Origin of the sequence: Chromobacterium sp. Beijing, assembly GCF_021496765.1 — a bacterium.
Lineage (GTDB): Bacteria > Pseudomonadota > Gammaproteobacteria > Burkholderiales > Chromobacteriaceae > Chromobacterium.
This window is the reverse complement of the sequence record NZ_CP053750.1, coordinates 1,954,165-1,979,363: the sequence shown is the minus strand read 5'-3', so window position 1 is coordinate 1,979,363 and position 25,199 is coordinate 1,954,165. Positions and strand designations below refer to the sequence as shown.

General features: G+C 66.8%; 19 protein-coding genes. 2 read left to right on the top strand and 17 right to left on the bottom strand.

Translation table 11 applies throughout. The annotated features are described in order from the left end of the window. Positions 1–15: 15 nt before the first annotated feature. Together HQN78_RS09185 and HQN78_RS09180 are read left to right on the top strand one after the other, a co-directional pair. Positions 16–1,350, top strand: a complete 1,335-nt coding sequence (locus HQN78_RS09185) for a glutamine synthetase family protein (protein WP_107799475.1) — start codon at positions 16–18, stop codon at positions 1,348–1,350. A gap of 138 nt (positions 1,351–1,488) precedes the next feature. Beyond that, complete coding sequence (locus tag HQN78_RS09180) at positions 1,489–2,871, top strand: aspartate aminotransferase family protein (protein ID WP_235089119.1); 1,383 nt, start codon at positions 1,489–1,491, stop codon at positions 2,869–2,871. Between the two features lie 154 nt (positions 2,872–3,025). Here the strand turns inward: HQN78_RS09180 and tssE are convergent, their stop codons facing one another. The 17 genes from tssE to tssC form a co-directional block, all read right to left on the bottom strand. Beyond that, complete coding sequence (tssE, locus tag HQN78_RS09175; protein ID WP_235089117.1) at positions 3,026–3,436, bottom strand: type VI secretion system baseplate subunit TssE; 411 nt, start codon at positions 3,434–3,436, stop codon at positions 3,026–3,028. Between the two features lie 2 nt (positions 3,437–3,438). After that, positions 3,439–3,969: a type VI secretion system lipoprotein TssJ gene (gene tssJ / locus HQN78_RS09170; protein WP_235089115.1), complete on the bottom strand. Its 531-nt coding sequence runs from the start codon at positions 3,967–3,969 to the stop codon at positions 3,439–3,441. Then, positions 3,966–4,994, bottom strand: a complete 1,029-nt coding sequence (gene tssG, locus HQN78_RS09165; RefSeq protein ID WP_235089113.1) for a type VI secretion system baseplate subunit TssG — start codon at positions 4,992–4,994, stop codon at positions 3,966–3,968. The genes tssJ and tssG overlap by 4 nt, the downstream gene beginning before the upstream one ends. Further along, complete coding sequence (tssF, locus tag HQN78_RS09160; RefSeq protein ID WP_235089111.1) at positions 4,991–6,766, bottom strand: type VI secretion system baseplate subunit TssF; 1,776 nt, start codon at positions 6,764–6,766, stop codon at positions 4,991–4,993. The genes tssG and tssF overlap by 4 nt, the downstream gene beginning before the upstream one ends. A gap of 52 nt (positions 6,767–6,818) precedes the next feature. After that, complete coding sequence (tssA, locus tag HQN78_RS09155) at positions 6,819–8,375, bottom strand: type VI secretion system protein TssA (protein WP_235089108.1); 1,557 nt, start codon at positions 8,373–8,375, stop codon at positions 6,819–6,821. Beyond that, positions 8,372–8,737, bottom strand: coding sequence for a hypothetical protein (locus tag HQN78_RS09150; RefSeq protein ID WP_227103731.1), 366 nt, complete (start codon positions 8,735–8,737; stop codon positions 8,372–8,374). The genes tssA and HQN78_RS09150 overlap by 4 nt, the downstream gene beginning before the upstream one ends. A 13-nt stretch (positions 8,738–8,750) precedes the next feature. Then, entirely contained in the window at positions 8,751–11,987 is a 3,237-nt protein-coding gene (locus HQN78_RS09145) for an ImcF-related family protein (RefSeq protein WP_235089105.1), read from the bottom strand. Then, positions 11,984–13,180 carry a hypothetical protein gene (locus HQN78_RS09140; RefSeq protein WP_235089104.1) on the bottom strand — a complete coding sequence of 399 codons (1,197 nt, stop codon included), beginning with the start codon at positions 13,178–13,180 and terminating at the stop codon, positions 11,984–11,986. The genes HQN78_RS09145 and HQN78_RS09140 overlap by 4 nt, the downstream gene beginning before the upstream one ends. 1 nt (position 13,181) lies before the next feature. Continuing rightward, a complete protein-coding gene (locus tag HQN78_RS09135) occupies positions 13,182–13,445 on the bottom strand; it encodes a PAAR domain-containing protein (protein ID WP_107797748.1) in 264 nt (87 codons plus the stop codon). A gap of 87 nt (positions 13,446–13,532) precedes the next feature. Next, positions 13,533–13,850 carry a hypothetical protein gene (locus tag HQN78_RS09130; RefSeq protein ID WP_235089102.1) on the bottom strand — a complete coding sequence of 106 codons (318 nt, stop codon included), beginning with the start codon at positions 13,848–13,850 and terminating at the stop codon, positions 13,533–13,535. An 11-nt stretch (positions 13,851–13,861) separates the two neighbouring features. Next, positions 13,862–15,964 (bottom strand): DUF6396 domain-containing protein, encoded by a 2,103-nt coding sequence (locus tag HQN78_RS09125; protein ID WP_235089101.1) that lies wholly within the window; start codon positions 15,962–15,964, stop codon positions 13,862–13,864. Between the two features lie 12 nt (positions 15,965–15,976). After that, the gene (locus tag HQN78_RS09120) at positions 15,977–17,371 is read right to left on the bottom strand and encodes a DUF6396 domain-containing protein (RefSeq protein WP_235089100.1); all 1,395 of its coding nucleotides are present in this window, start codon (positions 17,369–17,371) and stop codon (positions 15,977–15,979) included. A gap of 12 nt (positions 17,372–17,383) precedes the next feature. After that, on the bottom strand, positions 17,384–17,941 hold the full coding sequence (locus HQN78_RS09115; RefSeq protein ID WP_235089780.1) for a DUF6396 domain-containing protein: 558 nt from the start codon (positions 17,939–17,941) through the stop codon (positions 17,384–17,386). After that, positions 17,896–18,660 carry a tetratricopeptide repeat protein gene (locus tag HQN78_RS09110; protein WP_235089099.1) on the bottom strand — a complete coding sequence of 255 codons (765 nt, stop codon included), beginning with the start codon at positions 18,658–18,660 and terminating at the stop codon, positions 17,896–17,898. The genes HQN78_RS09115 and HQN78_RS09110 overlap by 46 nt, the downstream gene beginning before the upstream one ends. Positions 18,661–18,733: 73 nt before the next feature. After that, on the bottom strand, positions 18,734–20,896 hold the full coding sequence (locus tag HQN78_RS09105; RefSeq protein ID WP_235089097.1) for a phospholipase D-like domain-containing protein: 2,163 nt from the start codon (positions 20,894–20,896) through the stop codon (positions 18,734–18,736). Continuing rightward, positions 20,893–23,604, bottom strand: a complete 2,712-nt coding sequence (locus HQN78_RS09100) for a type VI secretion system Vgr family protein (RefSeq protein ID WP_235089094.1) — start codon at positions 23,602–23,604, stop codon at positions 20,893–20,895. The genes HQN78_RS09105 and HQN78_RS09100 overlap by 4 nt, the downstream gene beginning before the upstream one ends. 57 nt (positions 23,605–23,661) lie before the next feature. Next, positions 23,662–25,194, bottom strand: coding sequence for a type VI secretion system contractile sheath large subunit (gene tssC / locus HQN78_RS09095; protein WP_107799468.1), 1,533 nt, complete (start codon positions 25,192–25,194; stop codon positions 23,662–23,664). Positions 25,195–25,199 lie beyond the last annotated feature (5 nt).

The window sequence follows — 25,199 nt, the reverse complement described above, 5'->3', positions numbered from 1 at the left end:
GAGGAAGAGAACATCATGACCCATCAGATCAATGAATGGCTGCGAGAGCACCGGATCACTGAAGTCGAGTGTATCGTCCCCGACATGACCGGCGTGGCGCGCGGCAAGATCGTGCCCAAGGACAAGTTCGTGTCCGACCCGGAAATGCGCCTGCCCGAAGTCGTGCTGATCCAGACTGTGACCGGGGACTACCCCGACGACAGCATGCTGGACCTGACCGACCCGGACATGGTGCTGGCGCCGGACCCGAACACCCTGCGCTTCGTGCCCTGGGCCGTGGATCCCACCGCTCAATTGATCTACGACTGTCTGCGCGCCGACGGCAGCCCGGTGGACGTGGCGCCGCGCAATGTGCTCAAGCGCGTGATCGGCCTGTTCGACGAGATGGGTCTGGAGCCGGTGCTGGCTCCGGAAATGGAATTCTACCTGCTGTCCCCCAATCCGGACCCGGACATCCCGCTGGCCGCGCCGGTGGGGCGAACCGGCCGCGCCGAGTTCGGCCGCCGCTCCTACTCCATCGACGCGGTCAACGAGTTCGACCCGCTGTTCGAAGACATCTACGACTACTGCCATGCGCAGAATCTGGAAGTGGACACCCTGATTCACGAGGTGGGCACCGCGCAGATGGAAATCAACTTCCTGCACGGCAACCCGCTGGAACTGGCCGACCAGGTGTTCCTGTTCAAGCGCACCGTGCGCGAGGCGGCGTTCCGCCACAATATGTACGCCACCTTCATGGCCAAGCCGATGGAGAACGAGCCGGGCTCCGCCATGCACATGCACCAGAGCCTGGTGGACAAGAACACCGGCCGCAATGTGTTCACCAATGAGGATGGCAGCCCGTCCGACCTGTTCTTCCACTACATCGCCGGCCTGCAGAAATACGTGCCCAAGTCCATGCCGCTGTTCGCGCCCTACGTGAACTCATTCCGCCGTTTGTCGCGCTACACCGCGGCGCCGACCAACGTCGAATGGGGTTACGACAACCGCACCGTGGGCCTGCGCGTGCCGCATTCCTCGCCGGCGGCGCGCCGCATCGAAAACCGGGTGCCGGGCGTGGACGTCAATCCCTATATCGCCATGGCCGCGACGCTGGCCTGCGGCTACCTGGGCATCATCAACAAGCTGCAGCCCAGCGAGCCGCGGCAGACCGACGCCTACGAGCTGCCTTACCAGTTTCCCAATTCCTCGGAGGAGTCCTTGCAGCAGCTGGCGTCCTGCAAGGAAATGGCCGAGGTGCTGGGCGAGCGCTTCGTCAGCATGTACGTGGGCATGAAGGAGAAGGAGTTCTCCGAATACTTCCGCGTGATCAGCCCGTGGGAGCGCAAGTTCCTGCTGCTGCACGTGTGATTTAGCTATGACATTGGGCTGATTTGTCCGTTAGAATCAGCCCGGACAGCCAGGATAAGCACTGAAAATACGCCAATGGCGAAGGAGGGGCGGCAGAGAACATCTCCGCCCCGTTGGAGAATACTGGAAGGAAGTCCTATGCAGAATCAACAACGCACGACCGAACAATGGCGCCAACTGGATGCAGCGCATCATCTGCATCCGTTTACCGATACCCAATCGTTGAACCAGCAGGGCGCGCGGGTGATGACTCGCAGCGAGGGGATTTACCTGTGGGATTCCGAGGGCAATAAGATCATCGACGGCATGGCCGGCCTGTGGTGCGTCAATATCGGCTACGGCCGCAAGGAACTGTCCGACGTGGCCAAGAGCCAGATGGACGAACTGCCCTTCTACAACACCTTCTTCAAGACCACCCACCCGGCGGTGGTGGAACTGTCCCACCTGCTGGCGCAAGTGACGCCGGCCGGCTACGAACATGTGTTCTACACCAACTCCGGCTCCGAGGCGGTGGACACCATGATACGCATGGTGCGCCATTACTGGGACGTGCAGGGCAAGAAGGAGAAGAAAACCCTGATCGGCCGCTGGAACGGTTATCACGGCTCCACCATCGGCGGCTCCAGCCTGGGCGGCATGAAGTATATGCACGAGCAGGGCGACCTGCCGATTCCGGGCATGGCCCACGTTGAGCAGCCGTGGTGGTACAAATACGGCAAGGATCTGAGCCCGGACGAGTTCGGCGTGGTGGCCGCGCGCTGGGTGGAAGAGAAAATCCTGGAAATCGGTCCGGAAAAAGTGGCCGCCTTCGTGGGCGAACCCATCCAGGGCGCCGGCGGCGTGATCATCCCGCCGGCCACTTACTGGCCGGAAGTGGAACGCATCTGCCGCAAATACGATGTGCTGCTGGTGGCCGACGAAGTGATCTGCGGCTTTGGCCGCACCGGCGAGTGGTTCGGCTTCGAGCACTTCGGCTTCCGTCCGGACATCTTCACCACCGCCAAAGGCCTGTCCTCCGGCTATCTGCCCATCGGCGCGGTCTTCGTGGGCGAACGCGTGGCCCAGGGCCTGATCGCCGGCGGCGACTTCAACCACGGCTTCACCTACTCCGGCCACCCGGTGGCCAGCGCGGTGGCGCGCGTCAATATCGAGCTCCTGCGCGACGAAGGCATCATCGACCGCGTCAAGAACGAAACCGGTCCCTATATGCAGAAGCGCTGGCGCGAGACCTTCAGCCAGTTCGAGCACGTGGACGATGTGCGCGGCGTCGGCCTGATCCAGGCGTTCACCCTGGTCAAGGACAAGAGCAAGCGCGAGCTGTTCCCGGAGTTCGGCGATGTCGGCCTGATGTGCCGCGACATCTTCTTCAGCAACAACCTGATCATGCGCGCCTGCGGCGACCACATCGTGTCCGCGCCGCCGCTGGTGATCAGCAAGGCTGAAATCGATGAAATGCTGGGCGTGGCCGCGCGCTGCATGGAGACGTTCGAGCGCAAATTGAAGGACAGCGGTCTGGTCTGAGCGGAATTCGCGCACGGGCCGGCATCAAGCCGGGGCGGCCAGCCCCGGCTTTTTTCTTGGGGCCAGGCCGCTGCGGCTCGCGGCCGCAGGGTGACGAGCGTTCCCGTGCGGCGCTCGCCGTGTCGCTGAAGCGCAGCGGGCTTTGAACGGGTTCTCAGTGCCGGTAGGTGCTGAGCCTGACGCCGCCCTCGGGCGTGAAGCTCGCATCCAGCAACAATTCGCCGTGCTGTTTCAAGCGGCAACGCAGCCGGTAGCGCAACACCATTTGCTCGTGGTCGCCGCGGAAATCGACCTCGACCGCGTCCAGCCTGGGTTCGTAGCGCAGCAGGGTCTGTTCGATGCTGCGCATCAGCTGATGGGCGCTGGCGGGCAAATGGCGATAAACGTGGCCCAGGTCCGGCAGGCCGTAATCGGGCAAATGCTTGAGCGAACCGGCGCGCGCGTTCAGGATGCGCCGAATGCTGTCCACCACGCTGCGGGAGAACTGCTGCTCCGGCGCAAGGCGATCCAGCGCTTGGCCGTCGGCAAACTGCCCGGTCAGCATTTCATACAGTGAAGCCCCCATGCTCAGCCCTCCGCCCGACGGCGTTCCAGCGCATAGCCGCGCAACTCCAGTTGCAGCGGCTTGTCGTTGTCCAGTTCCTTCTTGTCCAGCAGCAGCCGCCATTGCCGTTCCGGGCCGGCTTGCCGGAACAGCGCGATCACGCCGACGTAGGCCGCGTCCTGGCGGTAAGGCTCGCGCAGGCTGACCGCCGCGCCCGGCCGCAGCAGTACTTGGTGGCTGGCCAACAAGTCGTCGGCGAGCACGGGCTGATCCTGCTCCAGCAGCGTCGGGTAGGGCGCGGCCAGAAAGGCGGCCTTGTCCTTCAGCTGATACACCCTCACCACCACCGACAGCGGCCGCTGCCCGGCTTCGGTGTTCAGCTCCTCGCTCGCGATCAAATCCAGGTTCAGACGCTCGACGCGGGTGAGGAAGATCTTTTGAGCGGCGCTGACGGTGACGTTCTTGGTGCTTTGCCACAGGCCGCAGCCGCTCAGCGGCAGCGTCAGCCCCAGCCAGACCAGTCCGGCACTCAGGGCGGGAAGGCGATGTTTCATCCGGGTTCTCCTGGCTGCCGGTCGCAGACGTCCGACAGCGGTTGATAATGACCGATGCGCAAGCGGCGCCAGCGCCGGCCCGCCTCACCGGCCAGGGCGGCGCCCAAGCCCAGCCTGGGCCGGGCGCGGGTGTCCAGGCGGCTGGCCGGCAACCAGTTGGCGGGCAGCTCCAGCCAGATTTCCGCCTCCAGCCGCCATCCCAGGTAAACGCGGGTCAGCGCCAGCACATCCCGGTGCAAGGGGCCGCCGGGCAACAGGGCGGGCACGCAGTCGGCCTGAGCCGGGCGGACGGTCACGGCGATCGCGTGATTGGCGGCGCGCAGCCGGCGGCCCAGGACGAATTCGCCGGCGCGCAGCGGCGGCCGGGCGGAAAGAGGGGGCGGCTCGTCCAGCGCCGCCCAGCGGGGCAGGAACTCCCGCACCCGGATGTCGGCCGCGGGCAAGGCGTGGCGGATCACGCTGGCCAGGCCGGAAGCCGGCCGGGTGCGTTGGCCCAGCAAGGCGAGCAAGCCCAGCATGCGCCCGGCGGGCAGCTGCCGGCGCTCAGCCGCCTCGCCCACGCCCATGCCGATCAGGCCCAGCAGGGCCTTGGACAGCGGGTCGCGCGCGCCGGGCCGGAAGGCCAGCGGGTAACGGTATTTGCCCCAGGCGCGATAGAGCAGGGCGGTGAGGCGATGGCTGAACAGATCCAGCATCGCCGCCAGCGCTTCGTGGCCCTCGCGGCGGGCGGCGATGTCGTCCAGAAAGTAATAGGGCAGCACGGCGTCGACTCCGTAAAGCCCCATGAAGGCGGTGCGCAGCACCGGAGGGCGGCCGGTGTCGGGGTCGGCCGGTTCGGCGCGGACGATCTCGCCGGCGGGAAAGCCCAGAGACGGCGAGGGCAACAGCCGCACCGGCTCCTGAGCCGGACTGTCGGCCGCGCCCAGGCGCCGGTCGCCGGGCAAGCGCTCCAGCACGCGGCAGAATTGAAAAAAGTTGTACGAGGGAGCGGATTGCAGCCAGGCGTAGAATTCGGCTTCTGTCATAGCGGAGGCGCCTCCGTCTTGCTGTCCGGCCAAGAAACCCGTTCGTTTTCCGGCAGGATGCGCAGTTCGAAGCGGGTGAACAGATTCATGTCGGCGTAGGCGGCGAAGAAACGGTGCATCAGATCCCCGAACAGATGGAGGTCGCCCGGTCCGGCGAAGCAGGTCCGGTCCACCGCCAGCTCGATGCGGACCCCGCGTTCCATGCAGCCTTGCTTCACCCGGCTGACCAGTTGATGCCTGACCTCCAGCAGCCCGTTCAGCCGTTGGCGGTTCAATTCGTCCTCGGTCCAGTCGTACAGCGCCAGCGTGCCGCGCAGCACTTCCACGTCCAGCAGCGACAGAAAGTTGGGCGCCAGGTGCGAGAGCACCCGCCATTGATAACGGTCTTCCGCCGGCGGGTAGCAGGGAAGGGTGGGCGGGGTCAGATTGGCGATCCGGGTCAGCGGCGTGGACGGCGAGCGCTCCAGGATTTGCGCCTCGCGCAGCGCTTTGCGCGGCAGCATGCCGTTGGTGCCGGTGACGCGCAGCGACAGGATCTCTGCACGCATCGCCGCCGACGGCGAATCCCATAGATGGCCGCCCAGCACCAGCCAGGTTTCCGGTCTGCCGGCCGCGCCAAGCCGGGTTCGGGCATGGTAGAAGCGTTCCGGCGCCTCGTCGCGCAGCATGCCGCCCCGGTGCTGGAAGCTGGAGAACGGCAGGTAGGCGTGGCGGCCGCCGTTTTCGGTGTCCATGGAGACGACCTCGTCCACCGACCAGGCCTCGATCTCCGGCCCCTGGCTCGCCAGCGGCACCACCCGGTATTCATGGCTCAAGTGGTCGACATGCAGCGGCTCGGCTTCCAGCGGGAACAGATTGATCGCCGGCACGCAGTGCAAGCGCAGATTGTCGGCAGTGAACGGCATGTCCGCCGGATAGCGTTGCGTCAGGGTCAACTCCAGCGCAAAGCCGGTCGCGTCCCCGGGCAGCAGGGCGGCGTCCAGCCCGGCCAGATCGAGAAACTGGAACTTTTCGCGGAAGCAAAAGTACTCCAGCAGCAGCTGATAGCCGCCAAAGGCGTTGTCGGCCTTGGGCCAGAGCCGGTCCGCGTCGTCGAAGCCCGCCGGCTCGAAGCGCAAGGCCGGCGCTTCCCGGGGCGGATGCGGGGCCTGGCCCAAAGGCCGCAAGCGCGCGCGGCCCAACTGCCGGGTCAGCGCGTGACGCAGCGCGAAGGCGATGGGCGGATCGGCGGCGAGGAACAAGCGCAGGCGGGACAGGTCCAGCGCCTCGCGCTTGGCCGCCGCGCCCAGCTCAAAGCGCAGCTCCAGCACCGAGCGTCCTTCGCCGTCCAGGCGCGCGCCGGCCTGGCTCAGCAGCAAGGGTTGAATCGTCGCCGGCTGGGTGGTGCGGTAGGCGCAGCGCACCCCGCTCGCGCCCAGCGGCGCGGTGCGCACGCTTAATCCGGCTTCCACCGGTTTGGCCTGTTGCAGCGCATGGGCGTCGGCGCGCAGCTCCAGCACGGTCAGCGACGGCACCATGCGCAGATAATGCGGCCACAGCATATTGACCAGGCCTTCGGTCAGTTCCGGGAAGTCGTCGTCCAATTTCTGGCGGATGCGGCCGGTGAGAAAGGCGAAGCCTTCGAACAGACGCTCCACATACGGATCGCGCTTGCCCACCCGGTCGATATTCAGCAGGGCGGCGCGGTCCGGGTGGGCGCGGGCGAACTCCTTGCCGGCTTCGCGCAGATAGCGCATTTCCGCTTCGTAATAGCGCAGGGTCAGGTCATCCATAGACGGCTTTCATCGGCGGGTGGGAAAAGCGCCGCTCGCGGCGCGGACGGCTTCACGGCAAGGCCCCGGACAGCGCCCGGGCCGGGTCCAGCGCGGCCAGGCGCGCGTTGAGCCGTTCCAGTTGCTGGCCCAGGCCGGCGCGGTCCGCGTCCTTGCGCTGCATGCGTTGGCGCAGCAGCCGCGCCAACTGCGCCAGCAGTTCGAAGGCCAGCTCCGGTTCCCAGACGTCCAACTGGTGGCCGTCCGCCTGGCGCAGCAGCGCCTCCAGCAAATGGACGGCCATTTCGGCGCGGCCGTGGCGTTCCGCCAGCCGGGCCAGCAGCAATTGCCGCAGGCAGCGTTCGCGGCCGCCCGCGGCGGCGGGCAGGGCCTGCACCCAGGCGAAGGCGGCGGGCAAGCCCTGCTGCGCGGCGATGGCGTGGGCCTGGGTTTCGGTTTCCGGCCAGTCCGCGCGGTCGTCCGCCGCCGGCGCGGCGAGAGCGGCGGAGTCCGGCCGCCGCCATTGCGCCAGCCATTCCAGCGTGGCGTCCTCCGCGAACGGACTGCCGTCGCTGAAGCTCAGTTTCTCCACGCCGGGCAGCCGCTGGCACAGCCGTTGAATATCGTCGCGGATCAGCTCCGCCAGCGGCGCGGTCATTTCGCCGCCGTGCTGGTAGGCCAGCCAGGCGTAACGCTGCAGGTCCAGCCACCAGTGATTGGCTCCTTCCGCGAAGGCGCTTTCCGCCCGCTCGCTCAAATCCCGCCATTGTTGTTGCAAGAGCAGGCGCTTCAGTTGCTGGCGCAGCTCGGCGCGCGGCGGCGGCAGCCGGCTGCGGCCGTCGGCGTCGCCGGGCGGCGGGCTGCTCAGCGCCTCCCAGCGCACGGCGCGCAGCAGGCGCAGGGCGGCGGCCTGGCCTTCCGGCTGTTGGCGCAGAAACACCGCCATCCGGCGCGCCTGCTCCAGCAGTTCGCGCCAGGAGCCGACATCGTCGGCGCCCGGCGGCGGCGCGTCGGCCGTCGCGGGGGCGGGGGCGTCCATGGCCGCATTGCCGGCGGGGGGGCTTGGCAGGCGCGGTTGAAGGCTGCGGCCCAGGGCATCCAGCCGCAGCGGCGGCGCCGGGCTGTCGGCCGCGAGCCGCTGCAGCAGCAGCAAGGCGGCCGCGGCCCGCCGCCACGCTTCGCCGTCGTCGTCTGCCAGCACCGCTAGCTGATCGGTGAAGCGTTCGCTGGCCAACCACTCCAGCGCATTGCGCCGCCGCGCCGGCTGGCGCGGCCAGACCGCGTCCGGGTAGCGCTCCAGCAAGGCGGCGCTCAGCTCCAGCCCGTCCGCCAGGCCGGCCACGCCGTCCTGGCGCAGCCGGGCGCAGGCGTAGTAGGCCGCCACGCGCAAATCCTTGCCGCGGGTTTTCAGCAAGGTTTCCGCATGCGCCAAGGCCAGCGGCGCGTTCATGCCGGAGAGGCGGGTCACTTCCTCTTTCAAGGCCTGAAACTCGTCGTCGTGGGACAGGTCCTCGCCGCAGGGCGCGGCGTCGGAAATCGGCTTCAGCCAGGCGGCCCAACGCGGCAGCCGCTGGCGGGCTTCTTCTTCCGGCGCGGTGTTCAGGCCCAGCAGCGCGCGCACCCAGCTCACTGGCACCCTCGCGGCGTCTTGCCGGACGGCGTTCGGCGCGCGGACAGCGTGGCCGGCCGCAAACCCATCCGGTAAGCCTGGACATTGATGGCGAGCGCGCCGCGGCCCGGCAGCATGGCGCGGCAGGCTTCGCCTCGCAGCGGATATTCGCGCCGGAGAATGCTCAGTTCCTCCTCGCTCCAGCGGTGCGGCGGCCTCAGGCCCAGAGCCTTGGCTTGAGCGTGGATGGCGGCGGGGCTGCGATCAGGCAGCAAGCTTTGACAGGCGGCGCCTATCAAGGGGTACTCCTGGCGCAGCACTTCCAGTTCGCGCGCGTTCCATTCGACGAGAGGTTTGTGTGTCGGCAAGGACTTGGGCGTCATGATTCGCGTCTCCTCAAGGTTGGGGCCGCCGGGCCGGCTTGGCCGCGGCGGGCGGCGAGTTAGGCTCCACGATAAAAATCCGCGCCGGCAGCTGGAACTGGATCAGCTGCAACAAGGCCAGCGGGCCGGCTCCGGCCTCGCTGCGCAGCTGATAGCGTGCCTGATGCCCGTCCGGCAAGGCCCAGCTCAACTGCCAGCTGGCGCGGTCAATCTGTTCGCGCTGGGCCTGCTCCAGCAGGCGCAGCACGCCCCAGCGGCCGGGATGGTCCTGGGTCTGGCGCAGGCCGGTCTTCTCGGTCTGCCATTGCAGGCTGGCGCCGGCCTTCAGCGGATCGCCGGGCCAGCTCAGCGCCTTCCAGCTTGTCATCTGATTGAAGTAGTGCAGGCTGTGCTGATCCAGTTGCAGCCGGATTTCCTCCAGGCCGATGGTGGCGGTGGGCTTCAGTTCGAAGCGGATGCCGGCGTCGCCCTGGGCGTAGAGCAGGCTGGACAGCCGCGACAGGCGGTTCAATTCGTTGAGGAAGTTCAGGTCGAAGCGCAGCGCCTGCGCCGCCGCCGGGTCCGGCGACCATTGATCGCCTTGTTGTTCCAGCACCCCGCCCAATTGCTGGCGCACGAACTGCTGCACCAGGCCGTCGCCGGGGTGCAGGAAACGGCCCAGCTCCGGCAAGGAGGCGTCGGCGTCGCTGCGGTGGAAGGGGTAGCGGCCGGCGAAGCTGGCCTGCCACGGCCGGACAATGCTCTGGTCCCACAGCTGGTTGAGGCTGGCCGCCGCCGGTTGCAGCAGGGTGTGCCAGGATTGGTCCAAGGGTTGCAGGAACAGGTGCCGGCCCAGGCCCTGCCAGTCTTCGCCCAGGCTGGCGGCCAATTGGGCGGCGTAATCGCGGCTCTCGGCCAGTTCGCCGCCCTTGCCCTGGAACACCGCCTGCGCCAGCGCGCGGGCGGCGGCGTCCGGGTCCGGCGCGGCGGCCACTTGCTGCAACTTGAGCCGGGTGGCCGCCACCCGCTCCAGATAGCGTTGCAGGCTGAGCGCGGAGCCGTCCTGGCGTTCCTCCAGCAGCCGCAGCAGCGGGCCGAAGCTTTGCGCCAGCGGCGCGGCCTCCTGTTTGCCCGTTGCCCCCTCCAGCTGCGGCGCGCTGGCGTCGGCCTTGCCCAGCAGCGCCTGGGCCTTGTCCACCAGATTGGCGCCCAGGCTGTCCACGCGCTCGCCGGCGCGGGCGTTGTCGCGCACCAGCGCCATCAAGGCGCGCAGCGGCGAGCGTTGCGGATCGGCGTAGACCTGCAATTGCTGGGCGTTGGCGGCCAGCTTGGCCTCCGTCTGCCAGGACACCGCGTTGAGGAATTGTTGCCAGGCGCGGGCGTAGTCGGCGAAATAGCGCTGGCGCAACGCGGCTTCCAGCGCCTTGCCGGCGCTGCCCTGACCGGCTTCGCCGGCGCCCAGCACCCAGTCGCCGGCACTGCCTTGGCGGCGGTGGGCGTTGGCGAAGGCGGCGCGCAGATGCTCGTCCCAGGCTTTGCGGGTGAACACGCCGGGCAGGCTGGATTCGCTGCGCCACAGGCCGCGCAAGTCCTGGCCCGGCAGCAAGGCGGCCAGCGTCTGCGGCGGATGCTTGGCTTCGGCTTCGGCCAGTATCTGCTGATAGCGGGTGTCGTCGGCCTGTTGGCGGCCCAACTGGCCGATCAGGGTCTGGCGGCTGGCCCCGGCCAGCGCCGCGTCGGCGGGGATGCGCCAGGCGGGCTGGCCGGCCAGCCGCTCGGCGTAGAACTGCGCCATGGCGCGCAGCAGCGCCGGGGAGAAACCGTCATTTCGCGCCGTCAGCTGGGCGGCGAGGAAGGCCGGTTCGGCGCGCGCCGGCTGGTCCAGCGTCAGATAGGCTTTCAGCGCCTGATAGCCTTGTTCGGTCCGGGCCGGATCGGCGGCCAGTTCCGCGCTGGGGGCCTGGTTCAGCGCTTGCAGTTGCTGCGCCCAGCGGCCGCGCGCCGGCGTGATCAGCGCCTGGCCGATGGCGCGGGCGTAATGCGGCCGCAAGCGCTCCAGCAAGGCGGCGTCGCGGTTCAGGCCGAAGCGGGCGGACCACGGCGCGCCGAGCTGCTGGCGGGTTTCCAGCTTCTCCAGCAACCGTTGCAGCCGCAGCGCGCTGTCCAGCGTGGCGGTTTTGGGCTGGGCGTTGACGGCGGCCTGGGCCTCGGCGATCAAGCCGTGGTTTTGATAGGTGGAAACCAGCATGCCGGCCAGCCAGAACAGGCATAGCGCGCCGATGACGGCGGCCAGCCGGCGTTGCCAAGGGCGGCTGCGGCGGCGCGGGGCAAAGGCGGAGCCCTGGCTGATCGCGCCGCTCCACAGCCGGACGTCGGCCGGCCAGGTGGCCAAGGCCAGCGCCTTGACGGCGGAGGGCGCGGCCAGGCCGTCGCGCCAGCGCTGCCAGGCGGAGGCGAGCCCCTGAAGCTCGCGTTCCAGCCACTGCGAGCAGCGCAGCAGAAAGGGCTGAGCCGCCGCGCCGGGGTGACGCGGAATGCCGCGCAAGGGAAGCTGATCGGCCCAGGCCCTGGCCTGAGCGGCCCAGCCGTCTGCGTTGGCGGGAAGCGTCGGCAAGGGCCAGCCGGCGATGCCGGGGCCGGCGTTGTCGGGCGCGCGCTGACACAGGGTCAGCGGCAGGGTCCAGCCGCAGGCGATGGACAGCTGTTCGGCGCGCTCCGCCAGCGCGGCGGCGTCGGCGGCGTCGGGGAGCAGGGCGATGACGGCGTCGGCGGGCGTCCGCCAGCGCCCGCGCAGCCGCCGCCAGCCGCCTGGAGGCGGGGCGGCGGAGGCGTCGATCAATACCATGCCGTCGGTTTCCAGCCAGGGTTGCTGGGCCAGCGCCGGCACCGCCTGGTGGACGGCCTCGGGCGCGCCGCAGAGCAGCAGCCAGTGCGGACGTTGCCGGGCCGGGCGCTGGCGCCAGTCTTGGGCGATGAGCGCCAGGCCGGCCCAGTTGGCGCTGGGCGCGGACGGCTCCAAGCTGGCCGGGCGCGAAGATTTGCGGCCGGGCCAGCGCGCCAGCAAACTTTGGCGGGCGGCGGCCAGCTTGGCCCGGTAACGGTTAAACAGCAGGATGAGCAGCAGCAGGGCTGTAGCGGCCACGGCGCTCCACAATACCGTGTCGCCCAGTTGCAGTTCGCTTAAGTCGATAAGCTTGCCTTGCCACAGGGCGAACAGGCCAAGGCAGATCGCCAGGCCGGCGATAATGAAAACCCAGATGCCGAATTTCATGCCGCTTTCTCCATGGCGCCGCTGGGAGGTGAGTTGATGATGGCCTGAATCCAACTGCTTTCTTGCTGCTGCCAGGCCAGCACTTGCGCGCCGGGCAAGCGAAGCTGGCATAGCAAGGCCAGTTGCAGCGGATAGCCCCAGGCGCCGGTTTGACCCAGCCATGAGTCCAGGGCGTGGCAACGCGGGGGCTGGCTTTTCAGCCACTGCAAGGCGGGCAGTTCGGCGATCCGGCCCCAGGCGGCTTGCGCGGTCTCGTCCAATTGGCTGTGCCAGCCGCGCGGCGCGTCGGCGCCCGGCAACTGAATCTCTTGCAGCGTGGCGAAGTCGGCCATCATCTGCGCGGCGTCGGTTGGCATCGGCCGCGGCAAGTAAACCAATGGCTGTGCGGCATCGGGCTGCAATAAGAGCGCGAAGCCGAGTTCGCACTGCGCCGGCGCGGATGCGCCCAGCGTCAGCTCGGGGTGCAGGTGGGCGGCTAACAACAGGGCGGGCTGCCGGAGCCGGCCCTCCCCATCCGGGCCGCCATGGGCGGCCAGCAGCCAGGCGCGGGTCTGCTCCGGGTCCAGGTCGCGGCTGCCCGCTTGCCAAGCCTGGCCGGCCGGGAGCTCGCTCAGGCGCGACCAACACAGCGAGCGCCAGGATTCGGCGTGGCGCGCCGGCGCGCACAGCAGCAGCTGGCAGTGGTCCAATCGCGCCAGCGCCTGTCGCAATTCCGGGGTCAGCAACTGATCCAGCAAGGCCAATAGCCGTTGCGGCAAGGGTTTGCCCGGCAACAAGGCGTCCAGCGCCAGGGCTTGGTCCTGATGCGGCCCGTTCTGGCCGCTGAGCGCGCCGTTCAGCGGCCGCTCCTGCGGATGGATCACGCTGACGGCGGTCACCGGCAGCGCCGCGCGCGCCCATTGCACCCAGCCGGCGCGCAGTTCGTCCTGAGCCTGATGCTCGGCCCGGATGTTTTCGCGCTCGGTTTCAAACAGGTAGTAACGCAGCCCCCACAGCATCAGCCAGACCAGCCAGGGCATGAGCAGCGCCCAGCCCCAGAAGCGCCAGCCCTGGCCCAGGCTGGCGCGCGGCCAGAGCAGACTGGCGGCCGTCAGGCCGATGGCGAAGGCGGCCAGCAGCAAGGCCAGCCAGCGGGCGGGGGAAGGCGGCTCCGGCCAATCCGGGCGCTTGAGTTGCGGCAAGGGCCAGGCCATCTCAAACCTCGCCGGCGTTGGGCAAGGTGGAGATCAGCGTGCAGCCGCAGCCGGCCTGGAAGCCTTCCAACGCGAAGGCCGAGCCATGGGCGGACATGCGGGTGGGGCCGGGCAAAATGGAGCTGACGCCATGACCCGGTTGGGGGCAACTGACTTGATCGCCCACCCGGGCGGCCGCCTTGCCGTAGACAACCGGGCCGGAAGCGCTGATCACGCTGCCGCCATGGCTGGTGGGGTCGCCTAAACGAATGATTTTGCCGGGCATGAATAACTCCTTAATTTATTTAATAAATGACAAATCCGCCATGTCATGAGCTTGTGACAGCGAGGCGCGCTAATCAGGGTCCGGCGGCTATAAAGCGCTCAAAAAAATGCATAGCGGCGGCACAATCAATAAGAGGCTTGCAGACAGGACAATGACTCCCCTGGGCTTGCCTTGCTTGATTTGATGGCGGATAACAAGCACCAGCACGGCAAGCCAGATCAGCAGAAGCGCTAAGGCAATCAAGATGAATATCTCCACCAGCCTCCCCAGATTTCCTGGCGATGCGAAACCAGACGCGGCGAGTGCCAGCCCGCTTAATCCAAACAAGTATTGGGTGTGGCGCATAAAGTATTTCTCCATCAAGCCAGCGTCCGCTGCCGCGGCGCATGCGTTTTTTGCCGTCATGGCCGCAAAATCTAAAACCGCGGTGGTTCCGTGGGCTCCGTGCCGGGGGCCGCCTCGGACAGGCCGGTGGCGGGGTCGAGCTGCTTGGCCTTGGCCAGCTGGCTAATCAGTTCTTCGCTGGGTTGGTCCGGTCCCGGACCACTAAAAGCCTTCTGCCACTGGAGGCTGCCATCCCAGGGCGGCAAGGGCGCAGGCGGCAGCGGCACGATTTGGTCTATGTTGGTTATTTCCGGCTGTCGCTGGGCATTGGCGCGGAGGAGTTCTTCGATCTTCTGGTAGCGGCGGCTGCGTTCCGGGTCCCGAGCCAGCCCCATGGAAAACAAACTGTCGTAGGGAGGTGGGTTGAAACTGTTCCTCAGGAAGTAAGCGGCGGCCGGATCGCCAGCCTTGACCCCCAGCTGGAAGATTTGCAAGGCTGCTTGGTAGTCTCTGGCCTGCCTCAAGTGACGTCCGGCGATCCTGACCGCCTGCGCCAGCCCCTGCTCTGCCGCACAGCGGTACATTTGATGCGTGAGTTCAGGGGCCTCACCTGCTGCCGTCAACACATTGGCGACATGAAACAGCGCCTCAGGCGAGCCCAGATCGGCTGCCTTGCGGAAAGCGCGCAGCGTCTGCTCTCGGTCGCTTTGGAGCATTTCCTTGCTGCGGATGCGGTTGCCGCCGCGGGCGTAGTTGTAAGAGGCGAAGTTGTAGTATCCGGGAGCCAGGTTTTGATCCACCAATTGCTGGTTGAGCGCCATGGCCTCGCGCAGGCCGCTGCGGGCGGGGTTGATGGCGAGGTAGCCGCTGAGCAAATGGCTTTGCAAATTGATATTGGCCTGGACATGGCCGTGGGCGGCGGCGATGCGGTATAGCCGCAGTGCTTGCCGCGCAACCGCCGGATCGAGCGTTTGCGCGGCGCCTTGCAGCAGGTGCCGGGCGTACAGGAACAAGTGTTCGGCTTCCGGCATGGGCTCGGGCAGCCGCTGATGGATGCAGCGGAATGCGGACGTCGTCAACAGCGGGGCGTTGGCTTTGGAAGGTTTGCGTGGGCGTTTAGCCGCGACGGGCGGCGGCTCGCGATAGGAGGTGACGGCCAGGCCACGGGCCTCGGCAAGTTGCTGGATCAGCGCTTCGCTGGGCTGAGCCGGTCCCGGCCCGCGCCAGGCTTTCAGCCAGCGGAAGCCGCCGTCCCAGGGCGGCAAGGGGGCCGGCGGCAGCGGCACGATCTGGTCGACGTCTTCGACGGTGGGTTGCAGGTAGGAGTGCGAGGACAGGAATTGCCGGATTTGCTGGTAACGGCGACTGCGTTCGGGGTCCAGTTTCAGAGCCATATAATATGCACCATCATCGGGGGGAGAAGTCTTGAAGCCTTCTCCAAGAGCAAGGGCAGAAGTAGAGTCTCCCGCTTTAACCCCAAGCTGATGAGCCTGTAATGCCAGTGGGTATTGCTTAAGATTGCGCTGCCGAATGCCTAGTGTTGAAGCCGCTTTGGCATGGCCTTGTTCGGCGGCACATTGCCACATCTTCACTGCGATATCAGGAGCTTTGTCGTAGGGGCTGAGTAGCTCGGCGACATAGAACTGTGCCTCGGGATTGCCCAGATCGGCAGCCTTGCGGAAATAGCGCAGCGCCAGCTCGCGGTCGCGCTTGATGCCATAACCCAAGCTGGTGTAGTAGGCGAGGTTGTAATAGCCGGGGGCCGGCGCTTGCTCCAGCAATTGTTGGTTCAGCGCCAGCACCTCGCGAGAGCCGCCAAGAAGATCGCCATCGGTCAGGCCATTCTGCAAATTGATATTGGCCTTGACATGGCCATGGGCGGCGGCGATGCGGTAGAGCCGCTGCACTTGCAGCGTGACGTCGGGCTGGCGCTTGAGCAGATTGTTTTTTTGCAGGTGGCGGGCGTAGAGGAAGAGCTGATCCGCTTCCGGCGTCGGCGCCGGCAGTTGCTGGTGGACGCAGCGGAAGGCCAGCGCCTCCTGTTGCTTGGGGCTGAGGGTGCTCATGCGGGGCTCCTGGGCCAGGGCCGGGGCGGCGATGCTCACGGCTAAAGCCGTCAGCCACAAGGTCACGGCCGCCTGCAGGATCAGCGGGCGGTTTGCCGGGTTCTGGCGCGTGCTGGCGTGGCTGAACATTGGGTGCTCCTTTCAAGCCTCGGGCGGCAGTTGGTAGCGCACCAGCTCCCATTCCACCTCGGTGGGCCGGTAGACCTTCCATTCCTTGCTCAGCCATTGCTGCCACCACGGTAGCGGGAAGGCGACATCGAGCAAGGGCAGCGGCTGGCCGGCGGTGCAGTAGCGGGTGGGATGGGGGCTGCCCCAGGGCACGCAGCCCTTGGGCGGCCGCGGCCGCCAGTGGGCGTTGACATTGGGCACGTCGCCGCTGCGGCGCAGCGCGCCGATGGGCAGCGCGTCGGCGAAGGGCGGGGTCAGCTCGGCCCGTTCGCGGGCGGCTTCGGCGGCGGCCTTGCGCTTGGGGTCGAACAGGCCGGTGGCGGGGTCGAGCTGCTTGGCTTCGGCCAGCTGCTGGATCAGCTCTTCGCTGGGCTGAGCCGGCCCCGGCCCGCGGAAGGCTTTTAACCATTGGAAGCCGCCGTCCCAGGGCGGCAAGGGGGCCGGCGGCAGCGGCACGATCTGGTCGACTTCTTCTACCGTGGGTTGTAGATAGGAGTAGTCGTAGAGGAACTCCCCTATCTGTTGGTAACGGCGTTTGCGCTCGGGGTCTTTGGCGACTCCTAGGTAATACAAGCGGTTATTGGATGCGGGGCCATTGAAGCCATTTTCTAAAAAGCTGGCCGCACCCGAGCTCCCTGCTTTGACACCGAGCTGATAGGCCTGCAATGCTGGAGAGTATCGTTTTAGCGCACTTTGTCGAATTCCCAATGTTTTTGCCGCGTTGGCATGTCCTTGCTCTGCAGCACATTGCCACATCTTCACTGCGATATCAGGAGCTTTGTCGTAGGGGCTGAGTAGCTCGGCGACATAGAACTGCGCCTCGGGATTGCCCAAATCGGCGGCCTTGCGGAAATAGCGCAGCGCCAGCTCGCGGTCGCGCTTGATATTGCCGTAGCCGCGGCTGGTGTAGTAGGCGAGCTTGTAATAGCCGGGGGCGGGGCTCAGGTCCATCAGCTTGTCGTTCAGCGCCAGCACTTCGCGGAAGCCGCCGGTGAAGTTGCCGTCGGTCAGGCCATTCTGCAAATTGATATTGGCCTTGACATGGCCATGGGCGGCGGCGATGCGGTAGAGCCGCTGCACTTGCAGCGTGACGTCGGGCTGGCGCTTGAGCAGATTGTTTTTTTGCAGGTGGCGGGCGTAGAGGAAGAGCTGATCCGCTTCCGGCGTCGGCGCCGGCAGTTGCTGGTGGACGCAGCGGAAGGCCAAGGCCTCTTGCTGTTTGGGACTGAGGGTGCTCATGCGGGGCTCCTGGGCCAGGGCCGGGGCGGCGATGCACACGGCTACAGCCGTCAGCCACAAGGTCACGGCCGCCTGCTGGATCAGCGGGCGGTTTGCCGGGTTCTGGCGCGTGCTGGCGTGGCTGAACATCGGGTGCTCCTTTCAAGCCTCGGGCGGCAGTTGGTAGCGCACCAGCTCCCATTCCACCTCGGTGGGCCGGTAGACCTTCCACTCCTTGCTCAGCCATTGCTGCCACCACGGCAGCGGGAAGGCGACGTCGAGTAAGGGCAGCGGCTGGCCGGCGGTGCAGTAACTGGTGGGGTGGGTGCTGCCCCAGGGCACGCAGCCCTTGGGCGGCCGCGGCCGCCAGTGGGCGTTGACATTGGGCACGTCGCCGCTGCGGCGCAGCGCGCCGATGGGCAGCGCGCCGGCGAAGGGCGGGGTCAGCTCGGCCCGTTCGCGCGCGGCTTTGGCCTCGGCTTCAGCGGCGGCCTTGCGTTTGGGGTCGAACAGGCCGGTGGCGGGGTCGAGCTGCTTGGCTTCGGCCAACTGCTGGATCAGTTCTTCGCTGGGCTGAGCCGGCCCCGGCCCGCGCCAGGCTTTCAACCATTGGAAGCCGCCGTCCCAGGGCGGCAAGGGGGCCGGCGGCAGCGGCACGATCTGGTCGACTTCTTCTACCGTGGGTTGCAGGTAGGAGTAGTCGTAGAGGAATTTGCCGATTTGCTGGTAGCGACGCTTGCGCTCGGGTCTTGGGTTAGTCCAAGGTAATACATTCGACTATTCGGTGGGGGGGCATTGAAGCCTTTTTCCAAGAAACCGGCAGCAGTTGAACTGCCCGCCTTAACTCCAAGTTGATAGGCTTGCAGGGCTTCTTCGTAGCGCTTCTTGCCTGATAAGTTAACACCTAAATCGGCACCCGCTTCGGCATGGCCTTGCTCGGCTGCACAAAGGCGCATTTGCCGGGCAATATCAGGCGCTTTGCTACGCGGTGCTAGCAGCTCCGCCACATAGTATTGCGCCTCCGGGTTGCCCAGATCGGCGGCCTTGCGGAAATAGCGCAGCGCCAGCTCGCGGTCGCGCTTGATATTGCCGTAGCCGCGGCTGGTGTAATAGGCGAGGTTGTAATAGCCGGGGGCGGGGCTCAGGTCCATCAGTTTGTCGTTCAGCGCCAGCACTTCGCGGAAACCGCCGGCGAAGTCGCCGTCGGTCAGGCCATTCTGCAAATTGATATTGGCTTTGACATGGCCATGGGCGGCGGCGATGCGGTAGAGCCGCTGCACTTGCCGCGTGACGTCGGGCTGGCGTTTGAGCAGATTGTGCTTTTGTAGATGGCGGGCGTAGAGGAAGAGTTGATCCGCTTCCGGCGTCGGCGCCGGCAGTTGCTGGTGGACGCAGCGGAAGGCCAAGGCCTCTTGCTGTTTGGGGCTGAGGGTGCTCATGAGGGTGTCCTTGGCAGGGGCCGGGGCCGCTATGGCGGCGAGGATGGCGATCAAGAATAGGGCGCGCATCGGCTTAATCCAGATTGGACAGCTTGTCGCTGTCGCGGCGGAATTCGACCAGGGAGGCGATCGGGGATTTTTCTTCGGCCTTTTGGTCTTTATTTCGTTTGAGAAGCTCAGCCCAGTTTTTGAAGGCGCTTGGCATTTGTTCATCAAACGGCAGGCTAGTGTCTTCCAGTCCCATCACCTCTCCAGTTTCCGGGTCGCGGGTGTGCAAGGACCACAGCTCGCGGCGCAATTTGCCGCTGATGTCGCCGCGTTCGTGGCAGATGTTCAGTTCGCTGTCGACGCGCATGCTGCGGGTGTTGATATTGGCCGAGCCCAGGGTCATGAACACATCGTTGATGATCATCAGCTTGCTGTGGATGTAGACAAAGGGCCAGTCATAGCCCTGGCCGGCGGCGGCGGGGCGGTCGGCCTCGCGCTGGTTGCGGCGCATCATGGTTTCCCAGCCGGCGGCGTCCAGCGCGTCGGGCGCCACCAGCGTGCAGACGTGGATGCGCAGGCCGGGGATGTCGCGCGGGCGGATCGGGTTGCGCGATTCCGGATCGGCGGGGTCGGCCTGTTCGCGCCGCGCCCGGTTCAGGCGTTCGCGCAGTTCGTCGTAGCTTTGTCCCGGCGGCAGGGTCTGGCCGGCGCGCTCGGCGGCGGCGGCGCGCTCGCAGGCGCGCTCCAGCTGCTGGATTTCCTGGCTGTCGCTTACTTCGTCGATCTTGGCCTGGCGGGCTTCTTCCAGTTGCGCGGCCAGGTCGGCGGCGCTCTGGCCGGGCGGCAGGGTCTGCCCGGCGCGTTCGGCCTGGCGGGCGGCTTCCAGCCGTTGTTCCAGCTGCTCCAGCTGCTTGGTGCGGGCGACGGCGGGCAGGGTGTCGGCGCGGCCGAGCGCGTCCAGCATGCGGTAGGTGTTGACGCCGCCGCGGCCCATGCCGTCGTCGCTGGCATTGGTGACCACGAACAGGTGCAGCTGGCCGTGCTGAGTGCAGTCGCGGCCGCACTCGGTCTGGGTCCGCACATTTTTGAGGATGCGCTCGGCCAGCACCGGCCAGCGGAAGTACTGGTTCTCGATATAGATGTATTGGGTGGCGTTGCCGACGGTGTGCAGATACAGCGTTTCGATGTCCTGGACGTTTTCCTGGGGCTGGGTGCGCAGGATCTGGGCCATCACGCTGTTGGCGGTGGGCAGCTTTTGTTGGCGGAAGACGCGCTCCAGGCACTCGCCGACGGTTTGGGCGTCGCGCTCGCCGAGCAAATCCTCGCCGGTTTCCTTCTGCCAGGCCTGGGCGAAGTTGAGATGCAGGTATTCGAGGATGGGGCCGCTGAGCTGGCAGGAAAGGTCCTGCATCGGATAGGCCCCGTTGCGGCCGCGGTTATGGGGCTGGCGCTGCCGGCTGTGGGCGTCGTTGTCCCAGTAGCCGTCCAGCATATTGTGGCCCATGACGAAGCCGATGGCGGCGGTGTCGTCCTCATAGTCGACCAGCACCATTTTTTGGTGGTGGGACGGGACGCCGGCCATGACGAGGCGGCTGCTGAGGCCGAGGTCGCGGTCCAGGGTGTTGCTATCGTCGTCCAGCGCCTTGAGGTCGGCGCGGCTGACGTTCTTGAAGATCTTGATGCGGTCCTTGAGGCTGAAGCCGCGGCCGACGAAGCGCAGCGGCAGCGCGGGCTGCTTGCGGTCGTAGGCGCGGAACCAGGCGCGGTCGACCTGGAGCTGGGCGTCGTACTCTTGCTGTGCCTGTCTTTGCTCATCGGGATCGAGTTCGGTGCTTTGGCGGCGGTCCATGATGGCGATGGGGTTCTTGCCGGGCATATTGGCTTCGCCGACGGCGCCGGTGACGCTGATGCCGAAGGGTTCGAGGGTCCATCCCAGCACGCGGACCTGAACGCCGGCGCGGGCTTTTTGTTCGAGCAGGGCGCCGATGGCGGGCGCGCTGCCGACGCGGACGAAGTGCATGGAGGGCTGGAAGCCCCAGCAAACGATGTCGACGGAGCGTTGCGCGTTGGCGATGGCCTGGTGTACGGCGGCGAAGGCGCGCTCGCCGTTGACGAGCGGGGTGTAGTTGGCGAAGTCGGGCGGGTATTCGGTGCCGCAGATGAACCAGCTGGCGTGGGCCTGCACGGTGCGGCCGTCCTTGAATCGCATCGGGATGGTGATCACCGGCGGTTCGTAGGTGGTGCTCATGTCGGGTCCCCCTTGCCTGGGGCGGCGGAGCCACCGCTCAGGGTTTGGTAATGGTCGCGGAAGTTTTGCGTGGCGCGGCTGGCGCGCGGGGATAGCGGCGCGATCAGCTGGGCGAAGTGGCGTTGCAGGCCGCCGCGCGCGGTCTGGCCGCTTGCCGGATTGCGGTATTCGGACACCACCGGGAGCTTCAGCTTGGTGCCATTGCTCAATTGCACCACGTAGTCGCTGGTGGTGGGCGCGTGTTCCAGCGCCAGCGAGCCGCTGGCGTCCAGCACGCCTTGCCCCACCGGCATGCCGGCGGCAAACAAGGTGTAAGGCATGCCGCTCCACTGCGAGAGCGAGCCCTGAGGCCCCTGGCTCAATTTGATCCGCAGCGCTTCCTTGAGCAGGGTTTTGGGGTAGGCCGGGTGCTCCGCTTGCAGCTGGTCCGGCCCGGTGACGGTCCAGTTCCGCGCCTTGACGGTGTGGTTGCCGGGGCTGCCGATTTCCACCGTGCCGTCCTGCTTCAGGCGCAGATAGGCGCCGCCGCAGAGCAGGGTCAGCTCCTCCTTGGCGGCGATGGCGATCTTGCCGCTGCTGCTGCTGATGTTCAGGCTTTCCAGCGCGTGCAGCTGCATCGGGCCGTTTTGCGCCTGCATCGTCACCGCGCCCTGGTTGGCGATCAGCTTGAGACCGAGTTTTTGCGCGAACAGGCTGATGCTTTCGCCGGCGGCCACGGTGAAGCGCTTCAGCGCCGACACATCGGCCTGGGCGCCGGCGCTGAAGGCCAGGTTTTGCCCGGCCGCCAGTTGCAACTGGGCTGGGGTGGCCAGCGCGATGCCGGCCGGCGCGTGCGCCAGCAGCGCCGGCTGCTTCAGTTCGGCCAGCGTCTGTTGCAGCAGCTGCTTCTGCGCGTTCAGGTCGGCCAGTTCCGCCTGGGCCTGCTGAGCCGCCTGGCGCAGGCTGTCCACCAGCTGGGCCGCTTCTTCCAGCTGATCCAGCGCCGCCTGCATGTCCAGTTGCTTGCCGCGCGCCTTGGGTTGGGCGTCGGTGCTGAGGAACAGCCCCTTGGCGGCGCGCAGCGCGCCCCAGCCGTCGGTCCTGAGTTCAAAGCCTTCGCCGCGCGGCGCGCGCTGGCTGTCCACTGCGTGGCCCAGATTGAGCTGGCTCTTGTCGAACTCGGTGGCCAGCTTGATGTGCTCCTGGCCCTTGCGGTCTTCCAGCCGCAGCTTGTTGTTGGCCCAGGTGCGGATCAGGTTGCGGCTGTCCCAGTGCGCGCCGGGGTTGCTGTCGGTGAGTTCGGAGTTGTGCAGGCAGCCGCTGATATAGGGCCGGTCCACATCGCCCAGCACAAAGCTGACCAGCACCTCGGTGCCTGGGTGCAGCGGGAAGTGCAGGCCGTATTCCGGGCCGGCGTAAGGCCGGGCCAGCCGCAGCGGGCGGCTGTCGCCGCCGGGCGACCATTCGTCCAGATCGAAAGGCAGGCGCACGCAGTAGCGGCCTTGCAGGTCGATGGCGCCGTAATGGGTTTTTTCCGGGGCGACGACGCGCGCCGGCAGCGCGCCGGAGAGGCGCGGCGCCGGGGTTAGTCGTTCCTGGCGATAGGGCCGGTCGGCGGGCGTGGCGGTGAAGGCGTTGCGGTAGGCGTCGCGGCGGCCGCCCTGATGGTGGACGGAAACCAGCAGCCAGCCGTCCGGGGCCGGAGCCAGAGCCGGGCCGTCGTGCTTGAAGATCTGGCCGGGGGCGAAGGCTTGCAGGCAGTTGCCGTCGCCGGCGGCGATCCACTGGCGGCAATGCTCGCGCTGCTGGGCGATCAGCACCGCGCGCTGTCCCTGCGCCGGGTCTTTGTAGTGTTCGCCCCACTGGTAATCGACGCCGCGGGCGCCGGGGGTGTTGGCCGGCGGGCCGCCCTCGGCCAACAGCGGCTGGTTGGCGTCGCGGTAGTTGTAGTCCTTGCGCTGGAGGCGGGCGCGGATGGGCTGGGCGGCCAGTTCGAAACGGCTCAGGGTTTCTTCGTTGTCGGCCATGCCGGCCTGGGGGCGGAGCTTGAGCTTGACGCCGCCCTGGGGCGGCTGGGCGGGATCGCGGCCGGTGCGGACGTAGGCGTCGATGTCGTCGCCGAAGACGATGGTTTCCCAGGCGGCGTTGTCGGGTTCGGTGAGCAGGTAGTAATAGAGGCCGGCTTTCTCGGCCAGCCGATGGATGAAGTCCAGATCGGACTCCTGATACTGGGTGACGAACTCCAGCTTGGGATAGGGGTTGGGGTCTTGGCCGAACAAGGGGCGCAGCCGCCAGGCGACTTCATGGCCGCGATAGCCGTGGCGTCGCAGCACGGTTTCGATGATGTCCGGCACGGTTTGCTGCTGGAAGATGCGGGAGAAGCGGCCTTCGGCCAGGCGGGCGAGCTGGGATTCGACGCGGACCTGATACAGCGCCTCGTCGCGGCTGGCGCTGAGGCGCTGGGCATGGCTGACCACGCCGCGCCAACGGCGCAGCAGCTGGGGCGGGGTGTCGGGAAAGAGGGCGGCGTCCGGGTGGGGTCCGTGGATGGAGAACAGCGCATAGCGGTCCAGCAGGGAGACGAGGTCGATGTCTTGCTGGGCGGAGGTGAAGCGGATGTCGGCGCCGAAGGGCCGGCCCAGGGTTTCGTCCAGGGTGAAGGATTCGACCGACAGCAGCTCGGCCGGCAGTTCGGCGATCTTCAGGTGATAAAACTGTTGCGGCGGCATGGCGGAGTCTCCAGGTGGACTTGCCCCTCGGGCCGTGGAGGCGGCCCGAGGGAGCGCTTAGTTCTTGGCCTTGGGCATTTGCGAGACCAGGGACAGGTTGATGTCCAGGCCTTCCACCTGGAAGTGCGGCACGATGAACAGCTTGACCTTGAAGAAGCCCGGATTGTCTTCGATGTCTTCGACGACGACCTGGGCGTCGCGCAGCGGGTGCGAGGCTTGCAGTTCGTCGCTGGGGTCGGTCATCTCCGTGACCAGGAGCTTGATCCAGGTGTTGAGCTCCAGTTCCAGCAGACGGCGGTCCTTGGTGGCGCCGATGTTTTCGCGCTGGATCAGCTTCAGGTAGTGCGCCAGCCGCGACAGCAGGAAGATATAGGGCAGCCGCGCGTTGATGCGGCTGTTGGCGCTGGCTTGCTTGGTGTCGTACAGCGCCGGTTTTTGCGTGGAGTTGGCGGAGAAAAAGCAGGCGTAATCGCGGTTTTTGTAGAAGGACAGCGGGATGAAGCCCAGGTTGGCGAATTCGAATTCGCGGGTTTCCGGTATCAGCACTTCGGTGGGGATCTTCACCTGATTGCCTATGCCCAGGTCGTACAGGTGGATGGGCAAGTCTTCCACCAGGCCGCCGGCCTGCGGGCCGCGCACTTGCACGCACCAGCCGTTGCCGATGAAGCTGCGCACCATATTGGCGGCAAAGGCGAAGCCGGCGTTGGTCCATAGGTAGCGCTGATGGTCCGGGCCTTTGACGTTTTCGGCGTAGTTGAAGCTGCGCACCGGCACGGTGTCGGGGCCGTAAGGCAGGCGGGCCAGGAAGCGCGGCAAGGCGAGACCGATGTAGCGGGCGTCGTCGCTATCGCGGAAGCTGCGCCATTTGATGTATTCCGAGCGGTCGAAGTAGTTGGCCACGTCCTGGATGGCGGCGACTTCGTCCATGCTCTCCTTGCCGAAGAAGGCCGGTCCCACGGCGCCGATGAAGGGCATGTGGGCGGCGGCGGACACTTTGGCGATGTCGCGCAGCAGGGCGATGTCCTGCGGCCCGCGGTCGAATTCGTAGTTGGAGATGATGGCGCCTATCGGTTCGCCGCCGGGGGTGTCGTATTCCTGGATGTAGGTGTGTTGGTACAGGCCGCTCTGAATCACTTCCGGCGCGTCGTCAAAGTCGTTGCGCAGGTCTTCCTTGCTGACGTCCAGCACTTCGATCTTGACGTTTTTGCGGAAGTCGGTGCGGTCCACCAGGAAACGCAGTCCGCGCCAGGCGGATTCGATTTGCTGGAAGGACGGGTTGTGCATCACCGCGTCCAGTTGACGGCTGATTTGCGCGTCGATGCGGGCGATGTGGAAGTCCAGCAGGCTTTTGTCCAGGCGGTCCACTTTTTGCGAGGATTCCTGAATCATTTTCAGGAATACGTTCACCGCCACGGCGATGCGCTCGTCCAGCGGCGCGTCCGACATCGCCTCCGCGGTTTGGTAAGCCTCGATGGGCTGGGCGCTGGCCACCGGGGACAGGTTGATCTTGGCGCATAGCGATTCATACACGCTGGCCGGGGACTCCAGCACGATGGTGTCCTCGGGCTGCTGTTGTTTTTGGGTCGACATGAGCG

Excerpts from the sequence above, each read along its gene's own strand:
- HQN78_RS09150 (WP_227103731.1), bottom strand. The coding sequence starts at position 8,737 with ATGACGCCCAAGTCCTTGCCGACACACAAACCTCTCGTCGAATGGAAC.
- tssJ (WP_235089115.1), bottom strand. The coding sequence starts at position 3,969 with ATGAAACATCGCCTTCCCGCCCTGAGTGCCGGACTGGTCTGGCTGGGG.
- tssE (WP_235089117.1), bottom strand. The coding sequence starts at position 3,436 with ATGGGGGCTTCACTGTATGAAATGCTGACCGGGCAGTTTGCCGACGGC.
- tssF (WP_235089111.1), bottom strand. The coding sequence starts at position 6,766 with ATGGATGACCTGACCCTGCGCTATTACGAAGCGGAAATGCGCTATCTG.
- HQN78_RS09100 (WP_235089094.1), bottom strand. The coding sequence starts at position 23,604 with ATGCCGCCGCAACAGTTTTATCACCTGAAGATCGCCGAACTGCCGGCC.
- tssG (WP_235089113.1), bottom strand. The coding sequence starts at position 4,994 with ATGACAGAAGCCGAATTCTACGCCTGGCTGCAATCCGCTCCCTCGTAC.
- HQN78_RS09145 (WP_235089105.1), bottom strand. The coding sequence starts at position 11,987 with ATGAAATTCGGCATCTGGGTTTTCATTATCGCCGGCCTGGCGATCTGC.
- HQN78_RS09130 (WP_235089102.1), bottom strand. The coding sequence starts at position 13,850 with ATGACGGCAAAAAACGCATGCGCCGCGGCAGCGGACGCTGGCTTGATG.
- HQN78_RS09185 (WP_107799475.1), top strand. The coding sequence starts at position 16 with ATGACCCATCAGATCAATGAATGGCTGCGAGAGCACCGGATCACTGAA.
- HQN78_RS09105 (WP_235089097.1), bottom strand. The coding sequence starts at position 20,896 with ATGAGCACCACCTACGAACCGCCGGTGATCACCATCCCGATGCGATTC.
- HQN78_RS09120 (WP_235089100.1), bottom strand. The coding sequence starts at position 17,371 with ATGTTCAGCCACGCCAGCACGCGCCAGAACCCGGCAAACCGCCCGCTG.
- HQN78_RS09110 (WP_235089099.1), bottom strand. The coding sequence starts at position 18,660 with ATGAGCACCCTCAGCCCCAAACAGCAAGAGGCCTTGGCCTTCCGCTGC.
- HQN78_RS09180 (WP_235089119.1), top strand. The coding sequence starts at position 1,489 with ATGCAGAATCAACAACGCACGACCGAACAATGGCGCCAACTGGATGCA.
- HQN78_RS09140 (WP_235089104.1), bottom strand. The coding sequence starts at position 13,180 with ATGGCCTGGCCCTTGCCGCAACTCAAGCGCCCGGATTGGCCGGAGCCG.
- HQN78_RS09135 (WP_107797748.1), bottom strand. The coding sequence starts at position 13,445 with ATGCCCGGCAAAATCATTCGTTTAGGCGACCCCACCAGCCATGGCGGC.
- tssC (WP_107799468.1), bottom strand. The coding sequence starts at position 25,194 with ATGTCGACCCAAAAACAACAGCAGCCCGAGGACACCATCGTGCTGGAG.
- HQN78_RS09125 (WP_235089101.1), bottom strand. The coding sequence starts at position 15,964 with ATGTTCAGCCACGCCAGCACGCGCCAGAACCCGGCAAACCGCCCGCTG.